At 71.2% G+C, this 24,318-nt stretch carries 22 protein-coding genes, 1 other RNA gene and 1 pseudogene; 10 read left to right on the top strand and 14 right to left on the bottom strand.

What is annotated here, in order from left to right; genetic code table 11:
- The first annotated feature begins 69 nt into the window (after positions 1–69).
- The 4 genes from ACFYY2_RS23165 to ACFYY2_RS23150 are packed head-to-tail and all read left to right on the top strand — an operon-like array spanning position 70 to position 3,680.
- Positions 70–906, top strand: a complete 837-nt coding sequence (locus tag ACFYY2_RS23165; protein ID WP_388745818.1) for a Nif3-like dinuclear metal center hexameric protein — start codon at positions 70–72, stop codon at positions 904–906.
- Entirely contained in the window at positions 903–1,646 is a 744-nt protein-coding gene (locus ACFYY2_RS23160) for a zinc ribbon domain-containing protein (protein WP_388746066.1), read from the top strand. The genes ACFYY2_RS23165 and ACFYY2_RS23160 overlap by 4 nt, the downstream gene beginning before the upstream one ends.
- Positions 1,646–2,884 (top strand): bifunctional RNase H/acid phosphatase, encoded by a 1,239-nt coding sequence (locus tag ACFYY2_RS23155; protein WP_388745816.1) that lies wholly within the window; start codon positions 1,646–1,648, stop codon positions 2,882–2,884. Before ACFYY2_RS23160 ends, ACFYY2_RS23155 begins: the two co-directional genes overlap by 1 nt.
- A 10-nt stretch (positions 2,885–2,894) precedes the next feature.
- Positions 2,895–3,680 (top strand): sulfite exporter TauE/SafE family protein, encoded by a 786-nt coding sequence (locus tag ACFYY2_RS23150; protein WP_388745814.1) that lies wholly within the window; start codon positions 2,895–2,897, stop codon positions 3,678–3,680.
- Between the two features lie 10 nt (positions 3,681–3,690).
- On the opposite strand, the gene eda is transcribed toward ACFYY2_RS23150, so the two are convergent.
- Together eda and yaaA are read right to left on the bottom strand one after the other, a co-directional pair.
- Complete coding sequence (eda, locus tag ACFYY2_RS23145; RefSeq protein WP_388745812.1) at positions 3,691–4,338, bottom strand: bifunctional 4-hydroxy-2-oxoglutarate aldolase/2-dehydro-3-deoxy-phosphogluconate aldolase; 648 nt, start codon at positions 4,336–4,338, stop codon at positions 3,691–3,693.
- 60 nt (positions 4,339–4,398) lie between these two features.
- A complete protein-coding gene (yaaA, locus tag ACFYY2_RS23140) occupies positions 4,399–5,199 on the bottom strand; it encodes a peroxide stress protein YaaA (protein WP_388745810.1) in 801 nt (266 codons plus the stop codon).
- Between the two features lie 154 nt (positions 5,200–5,353).
- Here yaaA and ACFYY2_RS23135 point away from each other — a divergent pair, with 154 nt between their 5' ends.
- From ACFYY2_RS23135 to rnpB, 3 genes are all read left to right on the top strand, one after another.
- Positions 5,354–6,772: an RNB domain-containing ribonuclease gene (locus tag ACFYY2_RS23135; protein WP_388745808.1), complete on the top strand. Its 1,419-nt coding sequence runs from the start codon at positions 5,354–5,356 to the stop codon at positions 6,770–6,772.
- Positions 6,773–6,907: 135 nt separating this feature from the next.
- Complete coding sequence (locus ACFYY2_RS23130; RefSeq protein WP_388745806.1) at positions 6,908–7,441, top strand: TetR/AcrR family transcriptional regulator; 534 nt, start codon at positions 6,908–6,910, stop codon at positions 7,439–7,441.
- Positions 7,442–7,459: 18 nt separating this feature from the next.
- Positions 7,460–7,861: RNase P RNA component class A (gene rnpB / locus ACFYY2_RS23125), an RNA gene on the top strand.
- Positions 7,862–8,535: 674 nt separating this feature from the next.
- Here the strand turns inward: rnpB and ACFYY2_RS23120 are convergent.
- Positions 8,536–9,003, bottom strand: a complete 468-nt coding sequence (locus tag ACFYY2_RS23120) for an SRPBCC family protein (RefSeq protein ID WP_388745804.1) — start codon at positions 9,001–9,003, stop codon at positions 8,536–8,538.
- 388 nt (positions 9,004–9,391) lie between these two features.
- Positions 9,392–9,517: a hypothetical protein gene (locus ACFYY2_RS23115; RefSeq protein WP_329042991.1), complete on the bottom strand. Its 126-nt coding sequence runs from the start codon at positions 9,515–9,517 to the stop codon at positions 9,392–9,394.
- A 1,489-nt stretch (positions 9,518–11,006) separates the two neighbouring features.
- Here ACFYY2_RS23115 and ACFYY2_RS23110 point away from each other — a divergent pair.
- A pseudogene (locus ACFYY2_RS23110) lies at positions 11,007–11,296 on the top strand (IS30 family transposase); the annotation flags it as partial.
- A 632-nt stretch (positions 11,297–11,928) separates the two neighbouring features.
- Here the strand turns inward: ACFYY2_RS23110 and ACFYY2_RS23105 are convergent.
- The 9 genes from ACFYY2_RS23105 to ACFYY2_RS23065 all read right to left on the bottom strand — a co-directional run bounded on the left by ACFYY2_RS23105 (position 11,929) and on the right by ACFYY2_RS23065 (position 20,109).
- The gene (locus ACFYY2_RS23105) at positions 11,929–12,789 is read right to left on the bottom strand and encodes a hypothetical protein (protein ID WP_388745802.1); all 861 of its coding nucleotides are present in this window, start codon (positions 12,787–12,789) and stop codon (positions 11,929–11,931) included.
- Between the two features lie 235 nt (positions 12,790–13,024).
- Positions 13,025–14,224 carry a cytochrome P450 gene (locus ACFYY2_RS23100; protein ID WP_388745800.1) on the bottom strand — a complete coding sequence of 400 codons (1,200 nt, stop codon included), beginning with the start codon at positions 14,222–14,224 and terminating at the stop codon, positions 13,025–13,027.
- 444 nt (positions 14,225–14,668) lie between these two features.
- A complete protein-coding gene (locus ACFYY2_RS23095) occupies positions 14,669–15,094 on the bottom strand; it encodes a pyridoxamine 5'-phosphate oxidase family protein (RefSeq protein ID WP_388745798.1) in 426 nt (141 codons plus the stop codon).
- A 155-nt stretch (positions 15,095–15,249) separates the two neighbouring features.
- Positions 15,250–15,732 (bottom strand): universal stress protein, encoded by a 483-nt coding sequence (locus tag ACFYY2_RS23090; protein WP_388745796.1) that lies wholly within the window; start codon positions 15,730–15,732, stop codon positions 15,250–15,252.
- Positions 15,733–15,934: 202 nt separating this feature from the next.
- Positions 15,935–16,837 carry a glycosyltransferase family 2 protein gene (locus tag ACFYY2_RS23085; RefSeq protein ID WP_388745794.1) on the bottom strand — a complete coding sequence of 301 codons (903 nt, stop codon included), beginning with the start codon at positions 16,835–16,837 and terminating at the stop codon, positions 15,935–15,937.
- A gap of 77 nt (positions 16,838–16,914) precedes the next feature.
- Positions 16,915–17,496, bottom strand: a complete 582-nt coding sequence (locus ACFYY2_RS23080; RefSeq protein ID WP_388745792.1) for a GNAT family N-acetyltransferase — start codon at positions 17,494–17,496, stop codon at positions 16,915–16,917.
- Between the two features lie 164 nt (positions 17,497–17,660).
- Positions 17,661–18,515, bottom strand: a complete 855-nt coding sequence (locus tag ACFYY2_RS23075; protein WP_388745790.1) for a PhzF family phenazine biosynthesis protein — start codon at positions 18,513–18,515, stop codon at positions 17,661–17,663.
- 237 nt (positions 18,516–18,752) lie between these two features.
- Entirely contained in the window at positions 18,753–19,217 is a 465-nt protein-coding gene (locus ACFYY2_RS23070) for a lamin tail domain-containing protein (protein WP_388745788.1), read from the bottom strand.
- Between the two features lie 136 nt (positions 19,218–19,353).
- Positions 19,354–20,109, bottom strand: coding sequence for an SDR family oxidoreductase (locus ACFYY2_RS23065; protein ID WP_388745786.1), 756 nt, complete (start codon positions 20,107–20,109; stop codon positions 19,354–19,356).
- A 142-nt stretch (positions 20,110–20,251) separates the two neighbouring features.
- Between ACFYY2_RS23065 and ACFYY2_RS23060 the strand changes: the two genes are divergently transcribed.
- Positions 20,252–21,919, top strand: coding sequence for an alkaline phosphatase D family protein (locus tag ACFYY2_RS23060; RefSeq protein ID WP_388745784.1), 1,668 nt, complete (start codon positions 20,252–20,254; stop codon positions 21,917–21,919).
- 7 nt (positions 21,920–21,926) lie between these two features.
- Here the strand turns inward: ACFYY2_RS23060 and ACFYY2_RS23055 are convergent, their stop codons facing one another.
- Positions 21,927–22,928 carry a Gfo/Idh/MocA family protein gene (locus tag ACFYY2_RS23055; protein WP_388745782.1) on the bottom strand — a complete coding sequence of 334 codons (1,002 nt, stop codon included), beginning with the start codon at positions 22,926–22,928 and terminating at the stop codon, positions 21,927–21,929.
- Between the two features lie 84 nt (positions 22,929–23,012).
- Between ACFYY2_RS23055 and ACFYY2_RS23050 the strand changes: the two genes are divergently transcribed.
- Entirely contained in the window at positions 23,013–24,314 is a 1,302-nt protein-coding gene (locus ACFYY2_RS23050; protein WP_388745780.1) for a multidrug effflux MFS transporter, read from the top strand.
- The last annotated feature ends 4 nt before the right edge of the window (positions 24,315–24,318 follow it).

Raw genomic sequence — 24,318 nt, 5'->3', positions numbered from 1 at the left:
GCCGTTCCGCCCGCACGGGCCCCGGCGGCCAGGGGCGGCGGGGCACGGGGGACAGGTAGCCTTTCCCCCGTGCCCCGTCTGTCTGAAGTCATCGCCGAGCTCGACGCCCTATGGCCCCCCGAGCGCGCCGAGGGATGGGACGCCGTCGGCACGGTCTGCGGCGATCCCGCGGCGGAGGTCGACCGGGTCCTCTTCGCCGTCGACCCGGTCCGGCAGGTCGCCGAGGAGGCCCGGACCCTCGGCGCACAGCTGATCGTCACCCACCACCCGCTCTATCTGCGCGGGACGACGACGGTCGCCGCCGGCACCTTCAAGGGCCGTGTCGTGCACGACCTCATCAGGCACGACATCGCCCTGCACGTGGCGCACACCAACGCGGACACCGCCGACCCCGGGGTCTCCGACGCCCTCGCCGGCGCCCTGGACCTGCGGGTCACCGGCCCGCTCGTCCCGGACCCCACGGACCCCGCGGGCCGGCGTGGTCTCGGCCGGATCTGCGAGCTCGACCACCCCGAGACCCTCCGCGCGTTCGCCGCCCGCGCCGCCGCCCGGCTGCCCGCCACCGCGCAGGGCATCAGGCTGGCCGGCGACCCCGACGCCGTCGTGCGGCGGGTCGCGGTGAGCGGCGGCTCGGGCGACAGCCTCTTCGACGCCGTACGCGCGGCGGGTGTGGACGCCTTCCTCACCGCGGACCTGCGCCACCACCCGGCCTCCGAGGCCGTCCAGCACTCGGCACTCGGTCTCGTCGATGCCGCACACTGGGCCACCGAACAGCCCTGGTGCGAGCAGGCGGCCGCGCAGCTCGACGCACTTTCCGACCGCCACGGATGGGACCTGCGGGTCCACGTCTCGAAGCAGGTCACCGACCCCTGGACCACCCACCACTCTTCTGGAGCCCCCAACTGAACGCCGCGCCCGCCGACCAGATCCGACTCCTCGAAGTCCAGGCACTCGACGTACGCCTGTCGCAGCTCTCCCACAGGCGGACGTCGCTGCCCGAGCACGCCGAGATCGACTCGCTCAACAGCGACCTCGCCCAGCTGCGCGACCTGCTCGTCGCCTCGCAGACGGAAGAGAGCGACACCACCCGCGAGCAGTCGAAGGCGGAGCAGGACGTGGACCAGGTGCGCCAGCGCGCCGTCCGCGACCAGCAGCGGCTCGACTCCGGCGCGGTCTCCTCGCCGAAGGACCTGGAGAGCCTGCAGCGCGAGATCACCTCGCTGGCCAAGCGCCAGGGTGACCTGGAGGACGTCGTCCTCGAGATCATGGAGCGCCGTGAGTCCGCCCAGGAGCGCGTCACCGAGCTGACCGAGCGCGTCCGTGCCGTCCAGGCCAAGGTGGACGACGCGACCGCCCGGCGGGACGCGGCCACGCACGAGATCGACGGCGACGCCACCGCGGTGGCCAAGGACCGCGAGGTCGTCGCGGGTGCGATCCCCGCCGACCTGCTCAAGCTGTACGACAAGCTGCGCACCCAGCAGGGCGGCGTCGGCGCGGCCAGGCTCTACCAGCGCCGCTGCGAGGGCTGCCGCCTGGAGCTGAACATCACCGAGGTCAACGACGTCAAGGCCGCGTCCCCCGACACCGTGCTGCGCTGCGAGAACTGCCACCGCATCCTCGTCCGCACGTCGGAGTCGGGCCTGTAATGACAGCCTCGCACCAGCTGGTCGTCGAAGCGGACGGCGGCTCCCGGGGCAACCCGGGGCCCGCCGGGTACGGCGCGGTCGTCCTCGACCCGGTCACGGGCGGGACGCTCGCCGAGGCCGCCGAGTACATCGGCGTCGCGACGAACAACGTCGCCGAGTACAAGGGCCTGATCGCCGGGCTGAAGGCGGCCAGGGCCCTGTTCCCGGACGCCGGCCTGCGGGTGCACGTCCGGATGGACTCCAAGCTGGTGGTCGAGCAGATGTCGGGCCGCTGGAAGATCAAGCACCCCGACATGAAGCCGCTCGCCGCCGAGGCGGCGGGCATCCTGCCCGCCTCCTCCGTGACGTACGAGTGGATCCCGCGCGCCGAGAACAAGCATGCCGACCGGCTCGCCAACGAGGCGATGGACGCGGGCAGGAGAGGCGAGCAGTGGGACCGGGCGTCGTCGACGGCCGACCTGGACACCGGGCGTCCGGCCGGGGTGCCCGAGGCCCCCGCAGGCCCTCCCGGCGACCCGGTCGCGGGCGCGGCGAAGGTCCGCGCGGCCATGGCCGCCGCCCGCCCGGCCGCGGCGGCCGTTCCGCAGACGGGCTGGGGGAGCGCCCCCGATCTGGGTGCGCCCGCCACCTTCGTCCTGCTCCGGCACGGCGAGACGGCCCTGACCCCGGAGAAGCGGTTCTCCGGCAGTGGCGGCACCGACCCCGAACTCTCGGCCACCGGCCGTCACCAGGCCGCCTGCGCGGCCGACGCCTTCGCCGCACGGGGCACGGTCCAGGAGATCATCAGCTCCCCGATGCGCCGCTGCCGGGAGACGGCCGCCGCCGTCGCCGGCCGCCTCGGGCTGGAGGTCCGCATCGAGGAGGGCCTGCGCGAGACGGACTTCGGTGTCTGGGAAGGGCTCACCTTCGCCGAGGTGCGCGAGCGGTACGGCTCCGACCTGACGGCCTGGCTCGCGTCCCCCGACGTGGCACCCACGGGGGGAGGCGAGAGCTTCGCGGAGGTCACCGAGAGGGTCTCCGCCGCCCGCGACCGTCTCGTCGCCCGCTACGCCGGCCGCACCGCGCTCCTGGTCACCCACGTCACCCCGATCAAGACGCTGGTACGGCTCGCGCTGGGCGCTCCGCCGGAGTCGCTGTTCCGGATGGAGCTCTCGCCGGCTTCGGTGTCGACCGTGGCGTACTACGCGGACGGGAACCCGTCGCTGAGGGTCCTCAACGACACCTCGCACCTGCGCTGACGCCGGTGCCGTGACCTGGTCCACGGGCGTCCTCGGTTTCGCGGCGGGACTTCTGCTCTCCATGGTGACGGCACCCGTCGGCGTGTCCGGGGCGGTGTTCCTGCTGCCTGCGCAGGTCAGTGTGCTCGGGGTGCCGAGCCCCGCGGTGACGCCCACCAACCTGCTGTACAACGTGGTGTCGTGCCCCGGTGCCCTGCTGCGCTATCGCAGGGGCGGTCAGCTGCGCGGGCCGCTCACCCGGCTGCTGGTCGCGGGCGCCGTGCCGGGGGTCGCGATCGGCGCGGTGATCCGGGTCTTCGCCGTGCCGGGCGACACCGTCTTCCGGGCGTTCATCGCCGTACTGCTGCTCCCGCTGGGAGCCTGGCTGTGCGCCCGTACGGTGCGCCCCGCGCGGCGCGGAACGCCGGCCGGACCGCCGACTCCGCGCGCCACCAGGGGGCTCGCCCTGGCAGTCGGCGTCGCGGGCGGGGTCTACGGCATCGGCGGGGGCTCGCTCCTGGGACCGATCCTCGTGGGGCGCGGGGTCCCCGTCGCCAAGGTCGCCCCCGCCGCGCTGGCCTGCACGTTCGTCACGTCCCTGGCCGGGGCGGGCGTGTACGCGCTGCTGTCCCTCACGGCCACGGGTGACATCGCCCCCGACTGGCCACTCGGCCTCGCCTGCGGTCTCGGCGGACTCTGCGGCGGCTACCTCGGCGCGCGCCTGGCGCCCCGACTCCCCGAGACGGTCCTGCGGCTGCTGCTGGGCCTCCTCGCGCTGGGCATCGGCCTGCTGTACGCCGTCCGGGCCGTGCGCTGAGCCAGGAGGATCAGCCGCGGCCCAGCGCCGATGCTCCGGCGGCCAGCCGCTCCACCCGCGCCCAGTCCTTCGCCGCCACCGCGTCGCCCGGCACCATCCAGCTGCCGCCCACGCAACCGACGTTGGGCAGCGCCAGATACGACGGCGCCGACGCGAGGGAGATGCCGCCCGTCGGGCAGAACCGGGCCTGGGGCAGGGGAGAGGACAGGGCCTTCAGGTAGGCGGTGCCGCCGGCCGCCTCGGCCGGGAAGAACTTCATCTCCGTGACTCCGCGCTCCAGCAGCGCGACCACCTCGGACGTCGTCGAGACCCCGGGCAGGAACGGCACGCCCGAGGCCTTCATCGCCTCCAGCAGCGCGTCCGTCCAGCCGGGGCTGACCAGGAAGCGGGCCCCGGCGTCCACCGTCGCGGCGACCTGCGCGGGGGAGATCACCGTGCCCGCGCCCACCACGGCGCCGGGTACCTCCGAGGCGATCGCCCGTATCGCGTCGAGGGCGGCCGCCGTGCGCAGTGTGACCTCGATGGCGGGCAGCCCGCCCGCGACGAGCGCGCGGGCCAGCGGTACCGCGTCGGCCGCGTCCTCCAGGACGACGACGGGGACGACGGGGGCGAGGTCCAGGACGGAGGAGGACACGGCGGAGGGCGCGGAGGAGGTCATGGGCTCATCCTGCCGCGAGGCCAGCAGTATGCGCAACGGGCGTTGCGCATACTGCAACGGTCAGTGGATCTCGGTGACCACCACGTCGAGGGCCCACGGCCGCCCGGCCCGCCCCGGCGCCTCGGCCTCCACCACGTACCCCAGATCGCGGAGCACCTCGACCAGCTGGGCGGGCCCCTCGGGGCGGGCACCGGCCATCAGCAGGTCGCGGACCAGCCGGCCCTTCGTCGCCTTGTTGAAGTGGCTGACCACGGACCGCTTCTCGACCCCGTCCACCACCTGCGACTGCAGGACCCGCACGCTCGCCGTCCGCCCGGCGATCTCACCCGCGGGCTTCCACGCACCCGCGTACGCCGACGACCGCAGGTCCAGCACCAGACCGTCCCCGGCCGCCTCCGGCATGACCTCGGCCATCGGGCCGCGCCAGTGAGCGCCCAGCGCGCCCAGCCCGGGCAGCTTCACGCCCATCGAGCAGCGGTACGACGGGATGCGGTCGCCGGTCCGGACCGCGCCCCAGAGCCCGGAGAAGACCAGCAGCGACTTCCCGGCCCGCCGCTTCGCGGCGGCGTCCAGGGTGGCCAGGTCCAGCGCGTCGTAGAGCACGCCCGTGTAGATCTCCCCGGCCGGGCGGGTGGCGGCGGTGCGCAGCTCGCCGTTCTTCGCCACCTCGCCGCGCAGCCCCTCGCTCAGGCCCAGCACCTCGCGGGCCTTCTCCTCGTCGGCCAGGCACAGTTCGACCAGCTCGTCGAGGACCGCGGCACGGGCTTCGGCAAGGCCCGGGAGCGACAGCGAATCCGGCTTCAGCGGTGCCCCGCGCCCCGGTGCGGCCTTGCCTTCGGAGGGCGGCAACAACACGAGCACGGGATTCTCCTTCGGACGCGGCACAGGGCCCCTGACACGCGGGAACCCCGCAGCAAGGGTACGGCGAGCCGAGGCACGCGAACCGCCCCCGACCAGGATGCCGACCGCACCGCACCGTCCTACGCTCGGTGGCATGCCCCGCCGCCGGCTTCACATGACAGGCGCAGACGGCACCGCCCTGCGGGCGGCCCTGCGTGAGCTGCGCACACGGCTGGACGTGCCCGGCGGCTTCCCGGCCGCCGTGCTCGCCGAAACCGTGGAGGCGGCGCGGGCCCCCGACGTGTCGGCCCACCTCGACGCCACCGACCTGCCGTTCCTCACCATCGATCCGCCCGCCTCCACCGACCTCGACCAGGCCCTGTACCTGGAGCGGCGCGGGCACGGCTACCGGGTGTTCTACGCCATCGCGGACGTCGCCGCCTTCGTCCGCCCCGGCGGCGCACTCGACGCAGAGGCCCACCGGCGGGTGACGACGCTGTACTTCCCCGACGGCAGGGTCCCCCTGCACCCCGCCCCGCTCTCCGAAGGAGCCGCCAGCCTCCTCCCCGGCGAGACCCGGCCCGCCGCCCTGTGGCGGATCGACCTCGACCCGGAGGGCCGCACCGTGGGCGCCGAGGTGCGCCGCGCCCTCGTGCGCAGCCGGGCGAAACTCGACTACGCGGGAGTGCAGCGCCAGATCGACGCGGGCACCGCCGAGGAACCGCTCGCCCTGCTCGCCGTCATCGGCAGGCTGCGTGAGGAGCAGGAGACCGCGCGGGGCGGCATCTCCCTCCACGTGCCCGAGCAGGAGATCGTCGAACGCGACGGCGCCTACGGCCTGGACTACCGCACACCGCTGCCCGCCGACGGCTGGAACGCCCAGCTGTCCCTGCTCACCGGCATGGCCGCCGCGGCGATCATGCGGGACTCGGGCACCGGCATCCTCCGTACGCTGCCCGTCGCCCCGGACGGAGCCGTGGCCAGGCTCAGGCGCTCCGCGGAGGCTCTGCACATCGACTGGCCCCACCACGTCCCGTACGCCGAGGTGGTGCGGTCGCTGGACCCCGCGAAGAGCAGCCACGCCGCGTTCCTCCAGGAGTGCACCACGCTGCTGCGCGGCGCCGGCTACAGCGTGTTCGAGCACGGAGAGCTCCCCACCCCCGCCGTGCACGCCGCCGTAGCCGAGCTCTACACGCACTGCACCGCACCACTGCGCCGCCTCGTCGACAGGTACGCCGCCGAGCTGTGCCTGTCCGCGACGGCGGAGGTCCGGCCGCCGGAATGGGTGCTGCGGGCCCTTCCCGGCCTGCCGAAGGAGATGGCGGAGGGCACCCGCCGGGCCAACACGGTGGAGCGGGAGTGCGTCGACGTGGTCGAGGCGGCGCTGCTCAGGACCCGGGTCGGCGAGGTCTTCGACGGATACGTCATTGACGTCAAGGAGGACCGGCCGGGCGTCGGCACCGTCCACATCGAGCATCCGGCGATCGTCGCCCGCGTCGAGTCCGCCGCACCGCTCCCGCTGGGCGAACGGCTGAGGGTCCGGCTGACCCGCGCGGACCCGGGATTCTCGAAGGTGCTGTTCGCGCCCGCGTGAGCCCTCGTGGCGGGGCTGCCGGCACCGTCTCGTACGATCACGACTTCGCACGCACGCCCGCGGCGCACCCCAGCGCGCCGCGCGCCTCACCGGTACCGCCTCAGTCGTACCGCACCGCACCAGAAGGGCTCCCGCGTGACCGACCTCGCCGCCGGCCCCGCCGTCAGCCGGCGCCGGCAGATCGTCACCGCCGCGCGCGCCCTTCTGGAGGCGGAAGGGCAGGAGGCGCTCACCATGCGCCGGGTGGCCGACCGGGTGGGTGTGCGGGCGTCCGCCCTCTACAAGCACTTCCCCGACAAGTCCTCCCTGCTGACGGTCCTCGCCGGGGAGATGCTGCGCGAGGTCGCCGGTGTGCTGGCGGCGGCGGAGCGTGCCGTGCCGGGTTCGTTCGCCGCGCTCGCCACGGCCTACCGGGCCTACGCGCTCGCCCACCCGCACCTCTACCTCGTCACCATGGGCCGGGCCCTCCCTCCCGCCGCGGCGGCGGACGCGGCCGAGGCGCCGCTCTTCCGCACCGCCGGGGGCGACGAGGACACCGCCCGCGCGGCGTGGGCCTTCGCCCACGGGATGGTGGTCCTGGAGCTGGGCGGCCGGTTCCCCCCGGGGGCCGACGTTCCGGCCGTCTGGGAGGCGGGCATCGCGGCCTTCGCCGGTCACGCCGCCGGGTAGCATGGTCACCACGGCAGACGAGCCGGGCGGACGGCCGCGTGAGGATCCCCGGATTCTCCCGAGGAACGTCCGGGCTCCACAGGGCAGGGTGGTGGCTAACGGCCACCCGGGGTGACCCGCGGGACAGTGCCACAGAAAACAGACCGCCCGGGACTCCGGTCCCGGGTAAGGGTGAAACGGTGGTGTAAGAGACCACCAGCGCCTGAGGTGACTCAGGCGGCTAGGTAAACCCCACCCGGAGCAAGGTCAAGAGGGACCGTCGCACGACGGTTCTGCGCGAACGACCGAGGGCGGCCCGCCCGAGTTCGCGGGTAGACCGCACGAGGCCGGCAGCAATGCCGGTCCTAGATGGATGGCCGTCTCCCCGGCCGCCGCGAGGCGACCGGGCGACAGAACCCGGCGTACAGCCCGACTCGTCTGCCGCCACCTGGGGCTTTGCCTCGGAAAGGGCCTCTGAACTGCGTCGGAGGCCCTTTTCGATCTTTCAGGGACTTGCCAAGTGAGGCTGCGAAAAGTCCCTCGGAAGTCCCTCGGACAGCACTGAAAGTCCCTGACAAATCCCTGAGCGGAGGGGCGGCTGAGGCCTCTGAGTTGGTACAGGTCGATGGGACATCAGGCTGTCGCTCCACCACGCGGTTGCAACTGCTGGCATGTGATGCGGCGCTCGGTCGCCCCGGCGACCCAGCACAGCCGTTCCGGTGCCGCTGGGTTGCCGGCGGCCTGCGCGCGGAGGGGGACATCAGCTATGCGTGCCGCTGAACCGGATCAGCTCGACGTCGACCGCAGTCTCGATCCTGCCCAGCGTCGCCAGCACCCGGGCGGCGGTTTTGTGGGTCAGAGCGCAGTAGCAACGGCGCTGTGCTGCAAGCCTCTGCGCCGTAGCTGCGGTCGTAAAGTCCTCGATGCGCTCACCAAGCTCGATGGCCTCAGTCGTATTAGCACGGAAGGCCGTCTGGCAAAGCTGGCGCTGCGGGCGGTTGGACGTCCGCAGGCTGCGTCTCGCCGTCCGATGGGAACGACGCATCGAACTCCACGACGCCGTGGTCTCGTTGGGCTGCCGCCTCATCTGCTGGAGACGTCTGAAGAAGTTCGGATCATGAACTGGCGCTGTAGTTCCAGGAGTTACGGCTCACGATCGAGTTGGCGTATGACGCAAGATCCTGGACCCAAACCTGCAGACGCCGCCTCCTGAGCATGTCCAGGAGAGGGAGGGTGTGTCGGTAGGTCGCTGACCAGGTGATGTCGGTGCCGCCATGGAGGGCTCGGGCCAGGTCCACAGACCCTCGATGAGAGGTGAACAGTCCTGCGGCCTGTTCGTAGCTGAACCGCTGGTCGGGAACCATCTCGACGACGCGCTCGCGGCAGCACACACGCCCAGTAAGGGAACGGATGGCGCGCTGGTCATCCACGCGTGCCGGCCGGTCGACTCCCGCAGGTACATCCCACTCGACGTCGGCGCAGGCGGACCACAACGGCCAGGATTCTGCATCCAGGAGCGCCGCGTAGACGACGGCGGGGGACGCCGATGAGTGCGAAGAAGCAATAACAGCGAGGGACGACACCCCAACAAGGGTAGACCGCGTCTCACCATGATCGTGTTACGAGCTCTACGGCAGGTCGAGTGCGGCAGAATAGATGAACAACGGGACCCCCGAGTCGTCGTTGAGAGAGATATCTCGGTCAACAGCACGGGAGTCCCGTTCGCTGCGCGCTTCGCAGCCGCCACCCGATCGGTGGCCAACTCGCAGAAGCCCCATTAGCGCGGCCGAGACGAAGGAGGTGGCCACGACGGCGCGGTCAAGGCCGGCACCGTAGATCAGCACCCAAATCAACCTCAACCCCCACAGCACTCAGCAAGGCCCCAGAATCCTCGGGCGATTCAGCCTACTCATCGAGGCTCCGTCGCCGCTGTTACGAGGGCACCAGCGGATTCCTGTGGTGCGATGCAGTTCAGCAGAGAACGGTCTTGTCGTACTGACCGAGGACGCCCTCGTATATGTACAGCTTCTGCGTACCGGCCGACATCACGTAGCAGTTGCTGTCGCCGGCGTAGTCCACCAGAACCTTCACGCTCATGGTTTTTCCGCAGTTGTTCGAGAGCAGGACATCGAAGCCGGCGGGGGTCTCAGTGACATACCGGCCTATACACGAAGGGGCCGTGGTTGCCGTCACGGATACTCCAGCCGCGGACGCGGCCGGAGCCGAGAACAGCAGGGCTCCAATGACTGTCAGTGCAGTAGCACCGTAGGAGGCCATCCGGCTTCTGCGCATAAGTTTTACCGTCACTTTCATTCGGATACGAGCGACACATGGTTGCGGGAGTGCGCACCGCTACAACCCTGCGCGCAGAGAATGACTGACTGCATCGTGCATGTGATTCGTTCGATGCAGGTACTGCTGCTGCAACAACGGTGCCGACGAGTTTGCACAGGAATGAGAATTCTGGACCTGGCAGGGTAGAGAGCTGACCCAGGTCGGCCTGTTGTCGGCATTCGCTCGCGAAACAGTGCACCACCGCTATAGGTGACCCGTTCCGCGGGCACGACCAGTGCTAGGAGGGCACCGACCTGTAGTCGCAAACGATATCCGCCCCGTTCCAGCACGCTTCAACGCCGATTACAGTGCCGGAGAAGGTTCGGTTTCCACACCCGGCAGCTGATCCGTTTCCGTCACCGACCTTGACCGGAGATCCGCTACTGAAGTAGAAGGTTCCGGATACTCCGACCCCGTCCGCCTCCTTGTCGCAGACCTCGACCCAGTGTCGGTCCGCCCCGACGCCGACGTAGTTCGCAAAAACGGACATTCGCCAGTAGCTCGCCGCCTGAGCCGGGAGGGTGGCAGCGATAACGAACAGGCTGGCGCCTGCGAACACGGCAGCAAGCCGGGCGATCACCAAACGAGCACTCTTCATCGGTCCCCAATCAGAAGTCGGTAAAGCGTCCGGTCCGTGGTTTCCTGACAATCCACCACCGGTGTGCGTCCCGGCAAGGGGAGCCCCTCGCCGCATTGAAAGAGGATGTTGCCGGACTCTCCGAACTGGCTAGAAGTGTCTTTCAAGCCAGCTATATGGCCAGTTAATATGTCATCCGATCGTGCGGCAGCCCTCGTTATGTTTTCCGCGGTTCCGCAACGGAGCCGCTGGCCTCCGGGCGCGGCATGGCTGTGTCCCTCTGTCGAACGCATGACCTGGGGGGTGGTGTCACCGGGCCCGGGGGTGTTCGTCGGAGACGCTGATCAGAGGTCCGGCCACCATCCGGTCCGGCGCAACGCCGGACAGTTCGCGGGCAGCAGGTCGTCATAACGTGGATGCGCGAGCACGACACCCGGGCCGAGGCCGGCACCCTGAACATCCTTCGGGGAGAGGGAGAGCAACGGTGTGTTCGAGGACATGATGCGCCGACTGCTGGAGATGCTGGGCCTCGACGGTGCACCGACGGTCCGCTGACGCAACTGGCGGACACGAACGCACTCCGTCTTTCTTGGGTGGTGAGCAGTGGCTGGGGTGTTACGGCAGGGGGCTGACCTCATCTCCATCCATGTAGGTGGCGGGTCAACCGCTGTCAGGAAGCTTCCCTCCCACCTGATGCGGTCCCTGACCTTGGACCAAGGCTCCGAAATGGCGGCCCACGGCTCCTTCACCCTCACCACCGACGTCCCCGTCTACTTCTGCGACCCGGCCGCCCTGGGCAGCGCGGCTCGAAGGAGAACACCAACGGCATGCTTCGGCAGTACCTCCCCAAGGGCACCGACCTGTCCGCCCACGGCCGTGCACACCCGACCGCCGTCGCCGCCGAACTCAACGGCCGCACACGCAAAACGCTCGGCTGGGAAACCCCCAGCCGAGCGACTGCATAAACTGCTCGCGGCCTGATCAACACGACCACGTGGTGCGACGACTCCTAGAAACCGACTTTTGTCGGAGGCCCTTTCCGGTCGTGCGGGGGCTTGCCCGTCACGCGACGGAGAGTCCTTCTCGAAGTCCCTCCTCGTCCTCCGCTCCGCTCCGCACCCACGTGCCGGGGCGACGCGTCGTCGAGAAGCCGCGCGCGGGGCTCTGGTGACATGTGTCAGCAGGGGACCGGGGGTTCGAGACCGCAGGAGGTCGGGTCGGTGCAGCACGGAGCTCCGGCCGGGCTCGCGCCCGCGACACCGACACCGGCCCCGGCGGTCAGCAACAGAGCTGCGAACAGGGTCGCCAGCCTTCCCATGGTGCGCATTTCGTCTCACTCTTTCCGTCATCGGGATGCGCCGCGGCTTCCTCTGCCGGGCCTCAACAAGGTTGCCTCGTAAAGCATGTTGGATGATCAAACGGAGGCAAAGCGTTCCCGGTGATCCTGTGCGCGCCGCAACGGCCGCATGGACCTTGTGCCCGGATGCGGGGAGGAGATGAAGGAACGGCGAAGCCGCCCGGTGCCCCGGGGAAGCCCGCCGCATTGATGTCGGCCCGGACCTCGCCGTCCTGCCGGAGCACCCTGTTGACGCGGAAGTCAGGTCCGGGTCGGGCGCACGCATGCGCCGGGTGCCGCAGCGTCGATGTGCTTCTCGGTCTCGTCATAGGGGTCGACCGGCGCCCACTCCTTGGTCTTCTTCTTGTCGTCGTAGAAGAGCGGGTGGATGAACCCGTCGGCGGGTGCGGTGCAGTCGTCGTTGGCTATCGCCGTCGCGGATGTCTGCGGGTGCAGCTTCCCGTCACGGACCAGGATGTCGAGCTCCCGGTGGACGACCACCCTGGCGACCTCGTAGCCGGGCGGCTTGATCAGCTTGGCTCCAGTCGTCTTCACCGTTGCGTAGACGAAGGTGTAGTCGGCCCGCACCAGGAGCGCGCCCGCCGGTGTGGCCTCGTACGTCATGGTGCCGTGAGTCTTGACCATTCCCTCAGGCACCATCACCTGTACCTCGTCCCTGTCGAACCGGGTGAGGTACTGAAGCGATCCCCGGCCCGATCCCGGATCCGTGGCGTCCGCCTCCAGGGGCCTCCGCGCGGGATCGTCCGGCGCGAGGAGGTGCAACGCCCTGGCCGGACTGGAACCGTTGAGGGTCTGGATGGAGAGGTTCGTGTCGATGAGGAAGTCCCGGACGGCCCCGAGACCGGTTGACACCTCCCGGTCGGTCAGACCGGCAACGGCCTTGGACTGCGGAAGACGTATCCCGGCGCTGCCGCTCTCCCAGGCAGCGGCAGGTGACCCCCGGAAGGGGATGTTCGTGGTGGCCGGCCAGGCGTCCGGCCACATCGCCTCGTCCAACATGCGCGGGGCGAAGGGCTGGTCGGCAGGCCTCCCGCCCATGGCACCCGCGAGCCAGACACCGAAGCTTCCCAGTACCAGGATTCCGGCACCTGCCCCGAGCATCGCCTTGCGCCGTCGGGTTGCCCGCTCCGTCGAAGCGTCTCCTCACGGCCCGGAGCGTTCTGCTCCGCGCGCAGGCGGGCTGTGAAATCCGCAGGACCTATCGACATGTTTCCCTTCCCCTCTGCGCCGTCCCCACGGCGCACTGCGGGCAGTGCCTCTCACACGCCGCCTGGGACTTCTCACGCCCGAAGGGGCCTCCGACGCAGGTCGGAAGCCCCTTCGAGTCGTTCCGTCGTCACCAGGTGACGGGAAGGGCCGCCAGGCCGTAGACGTTCGCTCCCTCGCTGTGGAAGGACAGATCCTCGGCCGGGACCGCCGACGCGAGGCCGGGGAAGCGGCGGAACAGGGCGGGCAGGGCCACCTGGAGCTCCAGGCGGGCCAGGTGCTGTCCCGGGCACTGGTGGGTGCCGAATCCGAAGGCCAGGTGCCCGACCGGTTCGCGGGAGACGTCGAGCCGGTTCGGTTCCGACACCAGTTCCGCGTCGCGGTTCGCGTTCAGCAGGGAGATCAGGACGCGTTCGCCGGCCTTCACCTGCCATGAACCGATGGTGACGTCCTCGGTCGCCGCACGGGGGAACACACCCGAGATGCTCATGTAGCGGAGGAACTCCTCCACGGCCTTCTCGGTGCCGTCGTCGCCGCCGGCGAGCATCAGCGCCAGCTGTTCGGGCTGCTGGATGAGCGCCAGCGCGCTCACGCCGATCATCGCGGCGGTCGTCTCGTGCCCGGCCACGACCAGGGCGCTGGTCATGCCGATGATCTCCTCCGTGCTGAGCTTGCCCTCCTCGTCCCTCAGCAGCGAACTGATCAGGCCCTCGCCGGGCTCCCGGCGGATCTCCTCCACGACGTGGGTGATGTACTCGCGGAAGGCGCCGAGGTGTGCGAAGTACTCCGCCGGGGAGCTGGCGAAGTTGACGATCCCGGTGCTGAGCCGGTGGAAGTCGTGACGCAGCTCGGTGGGTACTCCGAGCACCTCGCCGATCACGTTCGAGGGGACCGCGAGAGCGAACGTCGCGATGAGGTCCGCTCCGGGCCCGGCCTTCTCCGTCGCGTCCAGGCACTCGGCCACGACCCTCTCGATCATCGGCCGCAGGGTCTGTACCCGCTTACGGGTGAAGATCCCGGAGAGCATGCGGCGGAGGCGTGCGTGCTCGGCGCCGTCGAAGTCGGGCGGGAAGCCGGGCATGTACGTCCGGGGGCTGCCGTCGGCGAGCGGCAGGTGGCTGTACCGCAGGCGGTTGTCCCCCAGGGCGGCGCGGGCGTCCGCGTACCGGGACACGACGAGCACGTCCGCGTCACCGAACCTCGGCTCGTACATCGGGACCCGTACCGGTTCCTCCGCCCGGGCCATCCCGACGAGGCGGGCCGACGGATCGAAGGGGCATTTCGGCTCGCGGTCCGTCACGGCGAACCCGCGCGTCAGACGTTCAGTCATGATCAAGTCCTGGGGTAATGCCGCAAGGAGGCCGCGTCGGGCCTGGTGTGCCGGCCGTGTCGTCGCCTTTCGCGTCGCTAGTGCCGTAGGCAGCCGGTCACACGTCGGCAGCTGCTCCGCGCCGACGGCCTGCCGCGACCGGCCGCGGCCGGTCGGTGCTGTTGTGAAGGGACCCAATCACGACATAATTGACAGGTCAAATAGATCTTACCGCGGGGGCTCTCCGGAGCGGTCGGGATCGTCTCGCCCGGCCGTCGCGTGCGTCACCCTCCAAGCAGGTGATGCGTATCGGGTGCGGAGTCCGCGCCCTCGCGACCGTTCTGGACCGCATGAGGGCGCACGTTCCCCACTCCGCGCCCCGGCGGCCACGTGTCCGCTCGGGGCGGGGGTGCCGGTCTGGCCGGAGGTGCGCGGCCGGAGGTGTGAGGCCGGCCCGTTCGACGCTCAGAGGCTTCCGAGGTCCGAGCTGAGCCAGCGCTCGGGCCGCATGTGGATGACGACCTGCTCGCCGTGCTCCTTCCACGCGTAGTCGACGTAGCCGTCGACCCTTTCGGCGGGCAGGTAGCGCGAGGCGATCTCGACGAGCTGCTCCCGGGTGGCGGGGAGCGTGGCGACGACGGGGCCCTCCACGGAGACGTAGCGGATGGTCGGTTCCACGCGGTCGGCCATCAGGCTGAAACGGCCTGCCCGGGCGATCGCGCCGCCCTTGCGGGAATCCCGTCCCGTCATGATCCAGAGGTCGCCGCCGGGCGCGTACTGGTACCAGATCGGCACGGTCAGCGGTGCCCGCCCCTCCGCCGCGTCCACGGCCAGGGCCGCGACATGCGGTTCGGCCAGAAACTGCTCACGCTCTGCACGGGTCAACGCCACGGGTGTACTCCTCGACAGGACCGGGTGATGGTGCCTCAGCGCCGCATTATGCAACCTTTGCCCCGGATCGGCAGTGGTGTTACGCGCCAACTCCCGCTGTCGCACCCGACCGGGCCCGGTTACCCGGACGTCCGGGCCACAGGGCCACGGCCTGCTCAGGCGATGTGCCGGCCGGCGACCACCGGTCCGCTCCGCACGGTCCACGACGGCACGGTCAGCACCGGGCACTCCGCGTGCGCCAGGCAGTAGCGCGCCACGGACGGCCGCAGACGACGGGACAGCGCCCCGCCCGACCCCGTCCCCACCACGATCACGCACTCCGGACCGCGGGCCGTGTCCACGAGTACGGCGCCGGGCGTGCCCCGCACCGCCAGGCCGGTGACCGGCACCCCCGGGCCGCCGATGCCGAAGGCCAGGTCGAGGGCGTCGCGCAGTCTCGCGGCGGCGTCCTCGCGGTGCAGCGGGAGCGTGGGGGAGAGCGAGTCGAGACCCCGGCCGCCGACTCCGCCGCCGGGGGCGTCCCAGGCCAGTACCGCCCACAACTCCGCGGCGCGCACCCGCGCTTCGGCGGCGGCCGCGTGCAACGCGGCCAGCCCTCCGGGTGTCCCGCTCACACCGACCACGACTCTGGACAACATCCCGCTCCGCCTCGCTTCCGTCCGCCCTTCGCCTCCCATGACAGCGCGGGCCGCGGTGTGTCGCGTGCGGCACTGACGGAGCTCTGACGCGACGGCCCCGGATCATGACGGGGTGCTGACGGCGTCCGCCGTAGGGTGCGGAGCGCTCGGTGCGCTCGCGACGGGATCCCTCCGGCGGTCCGGCGGTTCGGCGGCCCCCCGGTCAGATGACCGGCGGGCGGCCCAGACGCGTCATGCGCCACACCGTGCGCCAGCGCATCGGTCTGCGCACGCCGCACGGGTTGCGCATCCCCTCGGCGAAGCCGGACGCCCAGGCGCGAAGTCCCGGGACCGAGCGCGTACGCAGTACGGTGAGCAGGATCCAGGTGCCGAGGTACACGGGGACCAGGGGCACGGGCAGGTGACGGCGGGCCAGCCACACGCGGTTGCGGGCGGTCATGCGGTAGTAGACCGCGTGCCGGGCCGGGGACGTCTTGGGGTGCTGGAGCAGGAGCGAGGGTTCGTAGAGGATCTTCCAGCCCGCGTCGAGCGCCCGCCAGGACAGGTCCGTCTCCTCGTGCGTGAAGAAGAACTCGGCGGGCCAGGGCCCGGTACCGGCGAGCATCTCCATGGAGAGCGCGTGGGCGCCGCCGAGGAAGGCGGTCACCGGTCCGCGGCGCATGGGGTCCTTGGCGCGCAGGCGCGGGACGTGCCGGCGCTGGGTCTCGCCGTGCTCGTCGGCGATGCGGAAGCCCACGATGCCGAGCCCGGGATCGTCCGCGTACAGCCTTTCGACCGTGCGGAAGACGTCCTTGTCCACCAGGAGCCCGTCGTCGTCGAGCTCGATCACCACGTCGACGTCGCCGAAGCCCGCGAGGGCCGTCAGCGCCTCGTTGCGGCCGCCGGGGCAGCCCAGGTTCTCGTCGAGCTCCAGCAGGGTCACCCCGCCGGTGAGATCCGTCAGCCCCGGGAAGGCGGTGTAGTCGGGGAGCGGTGAACCGTTGCCCACGACGACGACGCGGGTGGGCCGCACATCCTGCATGGCCACCGACGCCAGCAGTGCCTCGACCTGCTGGGGGCGGTCTCCCATGGTCACGACCGATACGCCGATGCGTGGTGCGGACAAGGTGCGTCACTCCTGGGGTTCGGTTGCCGGGGCGGGGTGTTCCGGCCGCGGTGCCCGCGATCGTAACGCCCCGCTGTTCAGCTCTCCGTCGGCGCCCTGTCACCGGAGGGACGGTCGTCGTTCAGCCGGGCGTACATCAGCATGTCCCGGCGGCGGCCCCCGATCTCCTGCCAGCCCCGCAGCAGCCCCTCGCAGCGGTAGCCGGCGCTCTCCGCGGTCCGCACCGACGCGGTGTTCCACGGCTCGATGAGGACCTGTGCGCGCGGGATGCGCAGCTCGTGCAGGGCCCAGGTCGTGACCGTGCGCAGGGCCGCTCCCGCCACGCCCTGGCCGCGGGCCTGCCCCGTCATCCAGTAGCCGAGTGACGCCCGGCCCTCGGCCTCGTCCGCGAGCCAGAGGCCGATGGCGCCGACCGGCCTGCGGTCCCGGGTCCTGGCGATGGTGAAGGGATAGCCGGTTCCCGCCTCCGCCCGGCTCCACTGCCGCCGGACGAAGGCCTGCGCACCGGCGTCGGAGTACGGCGACGGGATCGTGGTGATCAGCGGGATGTAGTCGTCCTCCGCGGCCTCGCGGACGAGGGGCAGATCGCTCATCTCCCAGGGCCGCAGGACGAAGTCCGCTCCGGCGGTCATACTGGGGACGGTCAGGGGTGGTGCCATGACCGCCATCCTGCCGCGCGCCCGCCCCCTGCCACGGCCCGACTCACCCGCCCGCCCGCTCGGCCGCGATCCGTCGACGCCACAGCAGTCCGGGGAGACCGGTGCGGTCCGGGGAGACCGAGGACCTGTACGCCCGGGACCGGGAGCAGGAGGGCGAGGAGGGTTCAGCCGATGCGGGTGCCCGTCCCGCTCACCCTGACGCGCGGGTCGCCCGGGCGGAGCCCGACCGTGAGCGTGCCGGGGCGGCCCATGTCGGCGCCCTGGTGCAGGGTGAGCACCGCGTCGTCCGGGACGAGGCCGAGCTCGCGCGCGTACGCCCCGAAGGCTGCCGCCGCGGCGCCCGTCGCCGGGTCCTCGACCACGCCCCCGACCGGGAACGGGTCGCGTACGTGGAAGACCGTCTCCGACTCCCGCCACACCAGCTGAACGGTCGTCAGGTCGAGTCGGCGCATGAGCGCTTCCAGCCGGTCGAAGTCGTACGACAGGTCCGCGAGCCGTTCCCGCGTGGCGGCGGACAGCACCAGGTGGCGGGCGCCCGCGTAGGCGATGCGGGGCACGAGGGCCGGGTCCAGCTCGACGGCCTGCCAGGACAGGGCGGACAGGGCCTCCGCCAGGTCCCCGGGGACGACGTCCGTGACGTGGGGCTCGACGCTGGTGAGCGTGGCGCGCAGTTCGCCGCCCTCGCGGGTGACGGTGACCGGGACCGTGCCGGCGGCGGTGGCGAGGACCAGGTCGCCCGGGCCGTCCCGCTCCGCCAGCGCGATGGCGGCGGCGACCGTGGCGTGGCCGCAGAAGGGGACCTCGGCCCGGGGGCTGAAGTAGCGGATGGTGTAGCCGCCGAGGCCGTCCGGAGCGGTGAGGAACGCGGACTCGCTGTAGTTCAGCTCCGCGGCGACGGCCAGCATCGCGGCCTCGTCCAGTCCGGAGGCGTCCAGGACGACACCGGCGGGGTTGCCGCCGTCCGGGTCGGCGGAGAAGGCGGTGTAGCGGAGGACCTCGGCGCGCGGCAGTGGGCTCATGTACCGGCTCAACCGGGCCGCTCCGGCACGCATTCCCGGCTCGTGTCCGGGGCGGTGCGGTACGCATTCCCGGCTCGACCGGGCCACTTCGGTACGCATTCCCGGCTCGTGCCCGGGGCGGTGCGGCGGCGGCCCGGGAGAGGGCGGGTCCCGAGGTGGTCCGGAGTCCTGACACTCCGGACCACCTCCCGGCCGTCCCGCGGACCCCCCTTGGCCGCGGTGGCCCGGTCACTGTGGTCAGTGGCAGACCTTGACCCCGCTGCCCTTCGGCCAGGAGCAGGAGTCGAGGAGTGCGCCGCTCGGCTTGTACAGCCGTGCCTTGTCGCCGGTGTTGTTCCAGACGTACGAGCCGCGGTTCCAGTACACGTGGGCCCCGCTGTCGCGGCCCTTGCCGGTGTGGACCCGGACCGTCTTCCCCGCACCCACGGTGCGGCCCTGGAAGGTGTACGTGTAGCCGGTGTTGTCCTTCAGCTTGTAGCCCCTCAGCTGAAGTGTGGAGCGGCCGTTGTTGTGGATGTCCACGTACTCGGCGTTCAGCGAGGTGTTGGAGCGGTTGTCGGAACCCGGGCTGTCGTACTGGATCTTGCCGAGGTGCAGCCCGCCCTGGTGGGAGGCCGCCGAGGCCGGAACCGTGGCGAGGAGCGAGCCGGCCAGTGCGGTGGCGGCGGCCAGGGCGAGGGGCGCGGCGGTGCGTATGCGCATGCGGTGTGGTCCTTCTGTGTGCAACTGGTGAAGGTCAGCAGCATACGGGCAGTACGCGCTTGCACGGTCGAGTCGGCGGAAACTCGCAGAATCTTTCAACTGGCCTCGAAAGATGGGCTATTGCGAAACGAATCGGTCAGCCTCGGCCTACGTACGGCATCGCCGTGGCCAGTACCGTCGCGAACTGCACGTTTGCCTCCAGGGGCAGCTCCGCCATGTGCAGGACCGTCCGTGCCACGTCCGCCGCGGCCATCACGGGCTCGACGGCCACCTCGCCACTGGCCTGGAGGATCCCCGTGCTCATGCGCTCCGTCATGTCGGTCGCGGCGTTGCCGATGTCGATCTGCCCGCAGGCGATCCGGTACGGCCGCCCGTCCAGGGACAGCGACTTCGTCAGACCGGTCAGCGCGTGCTTCGTCGCCGTGTAGGCGACCGAGTGCGGGCGCGGGGCATGCGCGGAGACGGAGCCGTTGTTGATGATCCTTCCGCCCTGCGGGTCCTGCTCCTTCATCAGGCGGTACGCCGCCTGGGCGCACAGGAACGCCCCCGTCAGGTTGACGTCCACGACCGTCCGCCAGTCCTCGTACGCGAGATCCTCGACCGGCACCGAACCCGGTCCGAACGTACCCGCGTTGTTGAAGAGCAGATCGAGTCTGCCGAACCGGTCCCGCACGGCGGTGAACAGCGCCGCCACGCCGTCCGGATCGGTCACGTCGGTCGGCAGGCACACCGTGCGGCCCGGACCGGCCGCGGCGGCGGTCTCCTCCAGGGCCGGCGCCCGCCGGCCCGCCAGGGCCACCGTCCACCCCGCGCCCGTGAGCGCCAGTGCCACCGCCCTCCCGATCCCCGATCCCGCACCTGTGACGACCGCGATTCCCCGCTCAGCGTTCATGGCCCGGCAGCGTACGGGAGGGTTTGCCCCCGCCGGCACCCGGTGCTCATCGCACCGCCATTCGGATGTTGTGTACCAGCCCACGTGACGTCGTCCGCGCGGTCTCGAATGCCTCTGGCAACATCCAGCAGGGGAGGGGCATATGACACCCGCACAGATCAGCACCACGCCCGGACGGCAGGGGCATTCCGCGGAGTTCCGGGAGGCCGCCAGGCGTCTCGGCTCGGGAGTGGACCGCCGGCGGTTCCTGACCGTCACCGGCGCGGCCGCCGCACTCGCCTTCGCCGCCAACCTGCCCGCGGCCGGCGTCGCGAGCGCGGCCGAGTTCGACAGCCGGAAGATCACCGAGGACCCCTTCACCCTCGGCGTCGCCTCGGGCGACCCCCTGCCCGACTCCGTGCTGCTGTGGACCAGACTCGCGCCCCGCCCCTACGAGGCGAACGGCGGACTGCCCGCCGAGCGCGTCGTGGTCCACTGGGAGATCGCCCGCGACGAGCGCTTCCGGCGTTCGGTGCGGCGCGGCACCGCCACCGCGCACCCGGAGTTCGGCCACAGCGTCCACGTCGACGTGAAGGGCCTCGACGACGACCGGACCTTCTACTACCGCTTCCGCGTCGGCAGCTGGATCAGCCCCACCGGCCGCACCCGCACCGCACCCTCCACCGGTGCGCGCAACAGCTCGCTGAAACTGGCCGCGGTCTCCTGCCAGGCCTACCACGACGGCTACTTCACCGCCTACAAGCACCTGGCGGCCGAGGACGTCGACGTGGTCTTCCACCTCGGCGACTACCTCTACGAGTACGCGGTCACCGCGGTCGGCGGCGCCCGCAACTACACGGACCGCGTGCTGCCCGACCACTTCAACCGCGAGACGCTGACGCTGGACGACTACCGCATGCGGTACGGCCTCTACAAGTCCGACCCCGACCTGCGGGCCGCCCACGCCGCGCACCCCTTCGTCGTCACCTGGGACGACCACGAGACGGAGAACAACTACGCGGGCGACACCCCGGAGAACGACGTCCCGCCGGAGGAGTTCCTGCTGCGCAGGGCCGCCGCCTACCGCGCGTACTGGGAGAACCAGCCCCTGCGCACCCCGCAGCGCCCGGCCGGTCCCGACATGCGGCTCTACCGCCGCCTCCGGTTCGGGCGGCTCGCGCAGTTCGACATCCTCGACACCCGCCAGTACCGCAGCAACCAGGCGTACGGCGACGGCTGGAAGGTCCCGGGACCGGAGTCCGAGGACCCGTCGCGCACCATGACGGGCGCCGCGCAGGAGCGCTGGCTGATCGACGGCTGGAAGCGCTCGGACGCTCTCTGGAACGTCGTGCCCCAGCAGGTCACCTTCGCCCAGCGCCGCGACGTGCCGACCGACGCCTACAAGCTGTCGATGGACTCGTGGGACGGCTACCCGGCGTCCCGGCAGCGGATCATGGACGGCGCGGAGGCCGCCGGGATCGACAACCTGATGGTCCTGACCGGTGACGTGCACGTCGCCTACGGCTTCGACCTGAAGAAGGACTTCGACGACCCGGCGTCCCGGACCGTCGGCACGGAGATCGTGGCCACCTCGATCACCAGCGGCAAGGACGGCTCGGACAGGCCGGCCAGCTACGCCAACCAGATGGCGGCCAACCCCCACATGAAGTTCTACAACGGCCGCCGCGGCTACGTCGTCGTCGGTCTCGGCAAGGAGTCGGCGCGCGCCGACTACCGGACCGTGTCGGCGGTCACCACCCCCGGCGCACCCGTCGGCACGGCCGCCTCGTTCGTGACCGAGGCCGGCAACCCGGGTCTGACCCCCGCCTGATCCCGGGTCAGATCCGGTCCGCCGGATAGCGGACGCCGACGCGCTCACGCACCGCGTCGAGCGTCCGCATCACGGCCAGCGAACCCTCCAGCGGCACCAGCGGGGACTCCTTCTCGCCCGCCAGCAGCGCCCGCGTCACCTCGGCGGCCTCGTACTGCATGCCCGAGAGCCCCTGCGGGCCGGGGCCCGAGGTGACCTTCTCCGGCTCCCGGCCGGGCCGGTGCAGGACGAAGCTGTCCGGGTGGAAGAAGCCCTGCGGGAAGTCGATGCGCCCCGCCGTGCCGGTCACCGACGCGACGGTCGGCAGGTCCCCGACGATCGAGCAGCCCAGCAGCGCGGTGGCACCCGATTCCCAGCCCAGCAGCATCCCGGTGTTCAGGTCCACGCCCTCGGGCGACAGCAGGGCGTCGGCCTGGACCCGGTCGGGCTCGCCCAGCAGCAGATGGGCGAACGACACCGGATAGACCCCGAGGTCCAGCAGCGCGCCGCCGCCCAGCGCGGGGTCCCGCAGCCGGTGCCCGGCCCCGAAGGTGCCCGCGAACCCGAAATCGGCCTGCACCGTGCGGATCTCGCCGATCGCCCCGTCCCGCACCAGCTCGGTCATGCGGCGGATGAGCGGATTGCAGTACGTCCACATGGCCTCCATGAGGAACAGCCCGCGCTCCCGCGCCAGATCCACCAGCTCCCGGGCCTCGCGCTCGTTGAGCGTGAACGCCTTCTCGCACAGCACGTGCTTGCCGGCCTCCAGGGCGAGACCGGCGGCCTCCCGGTGCGCGGAGTGCGGGGTGGCCACGTAGACCACGTCGACCGACTCGTCGGCGACGAGCTCCGCCCAGCTGCCGTACGCCCGCTCGATCCCGAAGCGCTCGGCGAAGGCCTTCGCGGAGGCCTCGGTGCGCGAGGCGACCGCCACGACCTCGGCCCCCGGGTTCATGGCCAGCAGGTCCGCCGTGAACCTGGCGGCTATGCCGCCCGTGGCCAGAACTCCCCAACGCACAGTCCCGCTCATGCCCGCCCGCCCTCACAGAAAAGGTTTCGACCACTACGACTGACCTGAGAGCATAGATGCGGTTTCAACGAAGCGGAGACGACGATGCCGGACAGCGGCGTGAGCCGGGCCCAGCGAGAACAGCACCCGTACATACCCACCACCGAACACGCCGCACCAGGCATCTCCACCCCCGTCGCACGGCGGGTCGGACTCCTGGTCACCCTGGTCCTGGGCGGCCTCACCGCGCTGCCGCCGCTCTCCATGGACATGTACCTCCCGGCGCTGCCGGAGGTCACGGACTCCCTGCACGCGCCGGCCGCCACCGTCCAGCTCACCCTGACCGCCTGCCTGACCGGCATGGCGCTCGGCCAGCTCGTGGTCGGACCCATGAGCGACCGCTGGGGCCGCCGCAAGCCCCTGCTCCTCGGCATGATCGTCTACGTCGTCGCCACCGCGATCTGCGCCCTGGCCCCCACCGCCGAACTCCTCATCGGCTTCCGCCTGCTGCAGGGCCTGGCCGGCGCGGCGGGCATCGTGATCTCCCGGGCCGTCGTGCGCGACCTCTTCGACGGCGTGGAGATGGCCCGGTTCTTCTCCACGCTGATGCTGATCTCCGGGGTCGCCCCGGTCGTCGCCCCGGTGATCGGCGGCCAGGTCCTCCGGTTCACCGACTGGCGCGGCATCTTCGTCGTCCTCGTCGCCGTCGGCGCGGCCCTCACCTTCGTCGTCTGGAAGTTCCTCCACGAGACGCTCCCGCCGGCACAGCGGCACACCGGCGGCATCACGGACGCCTTGCGCACCATGCGCGGACTGCTCGCCGACCGGGTCTTCACCGGCTACATGGTGGCGGGCAGTCTCGCCTTCGCCGCGCTCTTCGCCTACGTCAGCGCGTCCCCCTTCGTCGTCCAGGAGATCTACGGCGCCTCACCGCAGACCTTCAGCCTCCTCTTCGGCATCAACTCCGTCGGCCTCATCGCCGTCGGCCAGATCAACGGCAAGCTGCTGGTCGGCCGGATCAGCCTGGACAAGGCGCTCGGCTTCGGCCTGGTGGTCATCTCCCTCGCCGCGATCGCCCTGCTCCTGATGACCTCCGGCGTCTTCGGCGACGTCGGCCTGCTGCCGGTTGCCGCCGGGCTCTTCGTCCTGATGTCGTGCATGGGCCTCGCGATGCCCAACACGAACTCCCAGGCCCTGATGCGGACGAAGCACGCGGCCGGCTCGGCCTCCGCGCTGCTGGGTACCTCTCAGTTCCTCATCGGCGCCATCGCCTCGCCGCTCGTCGGGATCGCGGGCGAGGCGACCGCCGTGCCCATGGCCGTGGTGCAGGTGGTCTGCGCGCTGTCCGCCACCGCGTGCTTCCTGCTGCTCTGCCGGCCGTGGCGCAACAGCGGCCTCCCCGCCTGACGTC

The sequence above is a fragment of the Streptomyces sp. NPDC001822 genome (genome assembly GCF_042892135.1).
GTDB lineage: Bacteria > Actinomycetota > Actinomycetes > Streptomycetales > Streptomycetaceae > Streptomyces.
The sequence above is the reverse complement of the archived record's forward strand: the minus strand, read 5'-3'. Positions and strand labels throughout refer to the sequence as shown.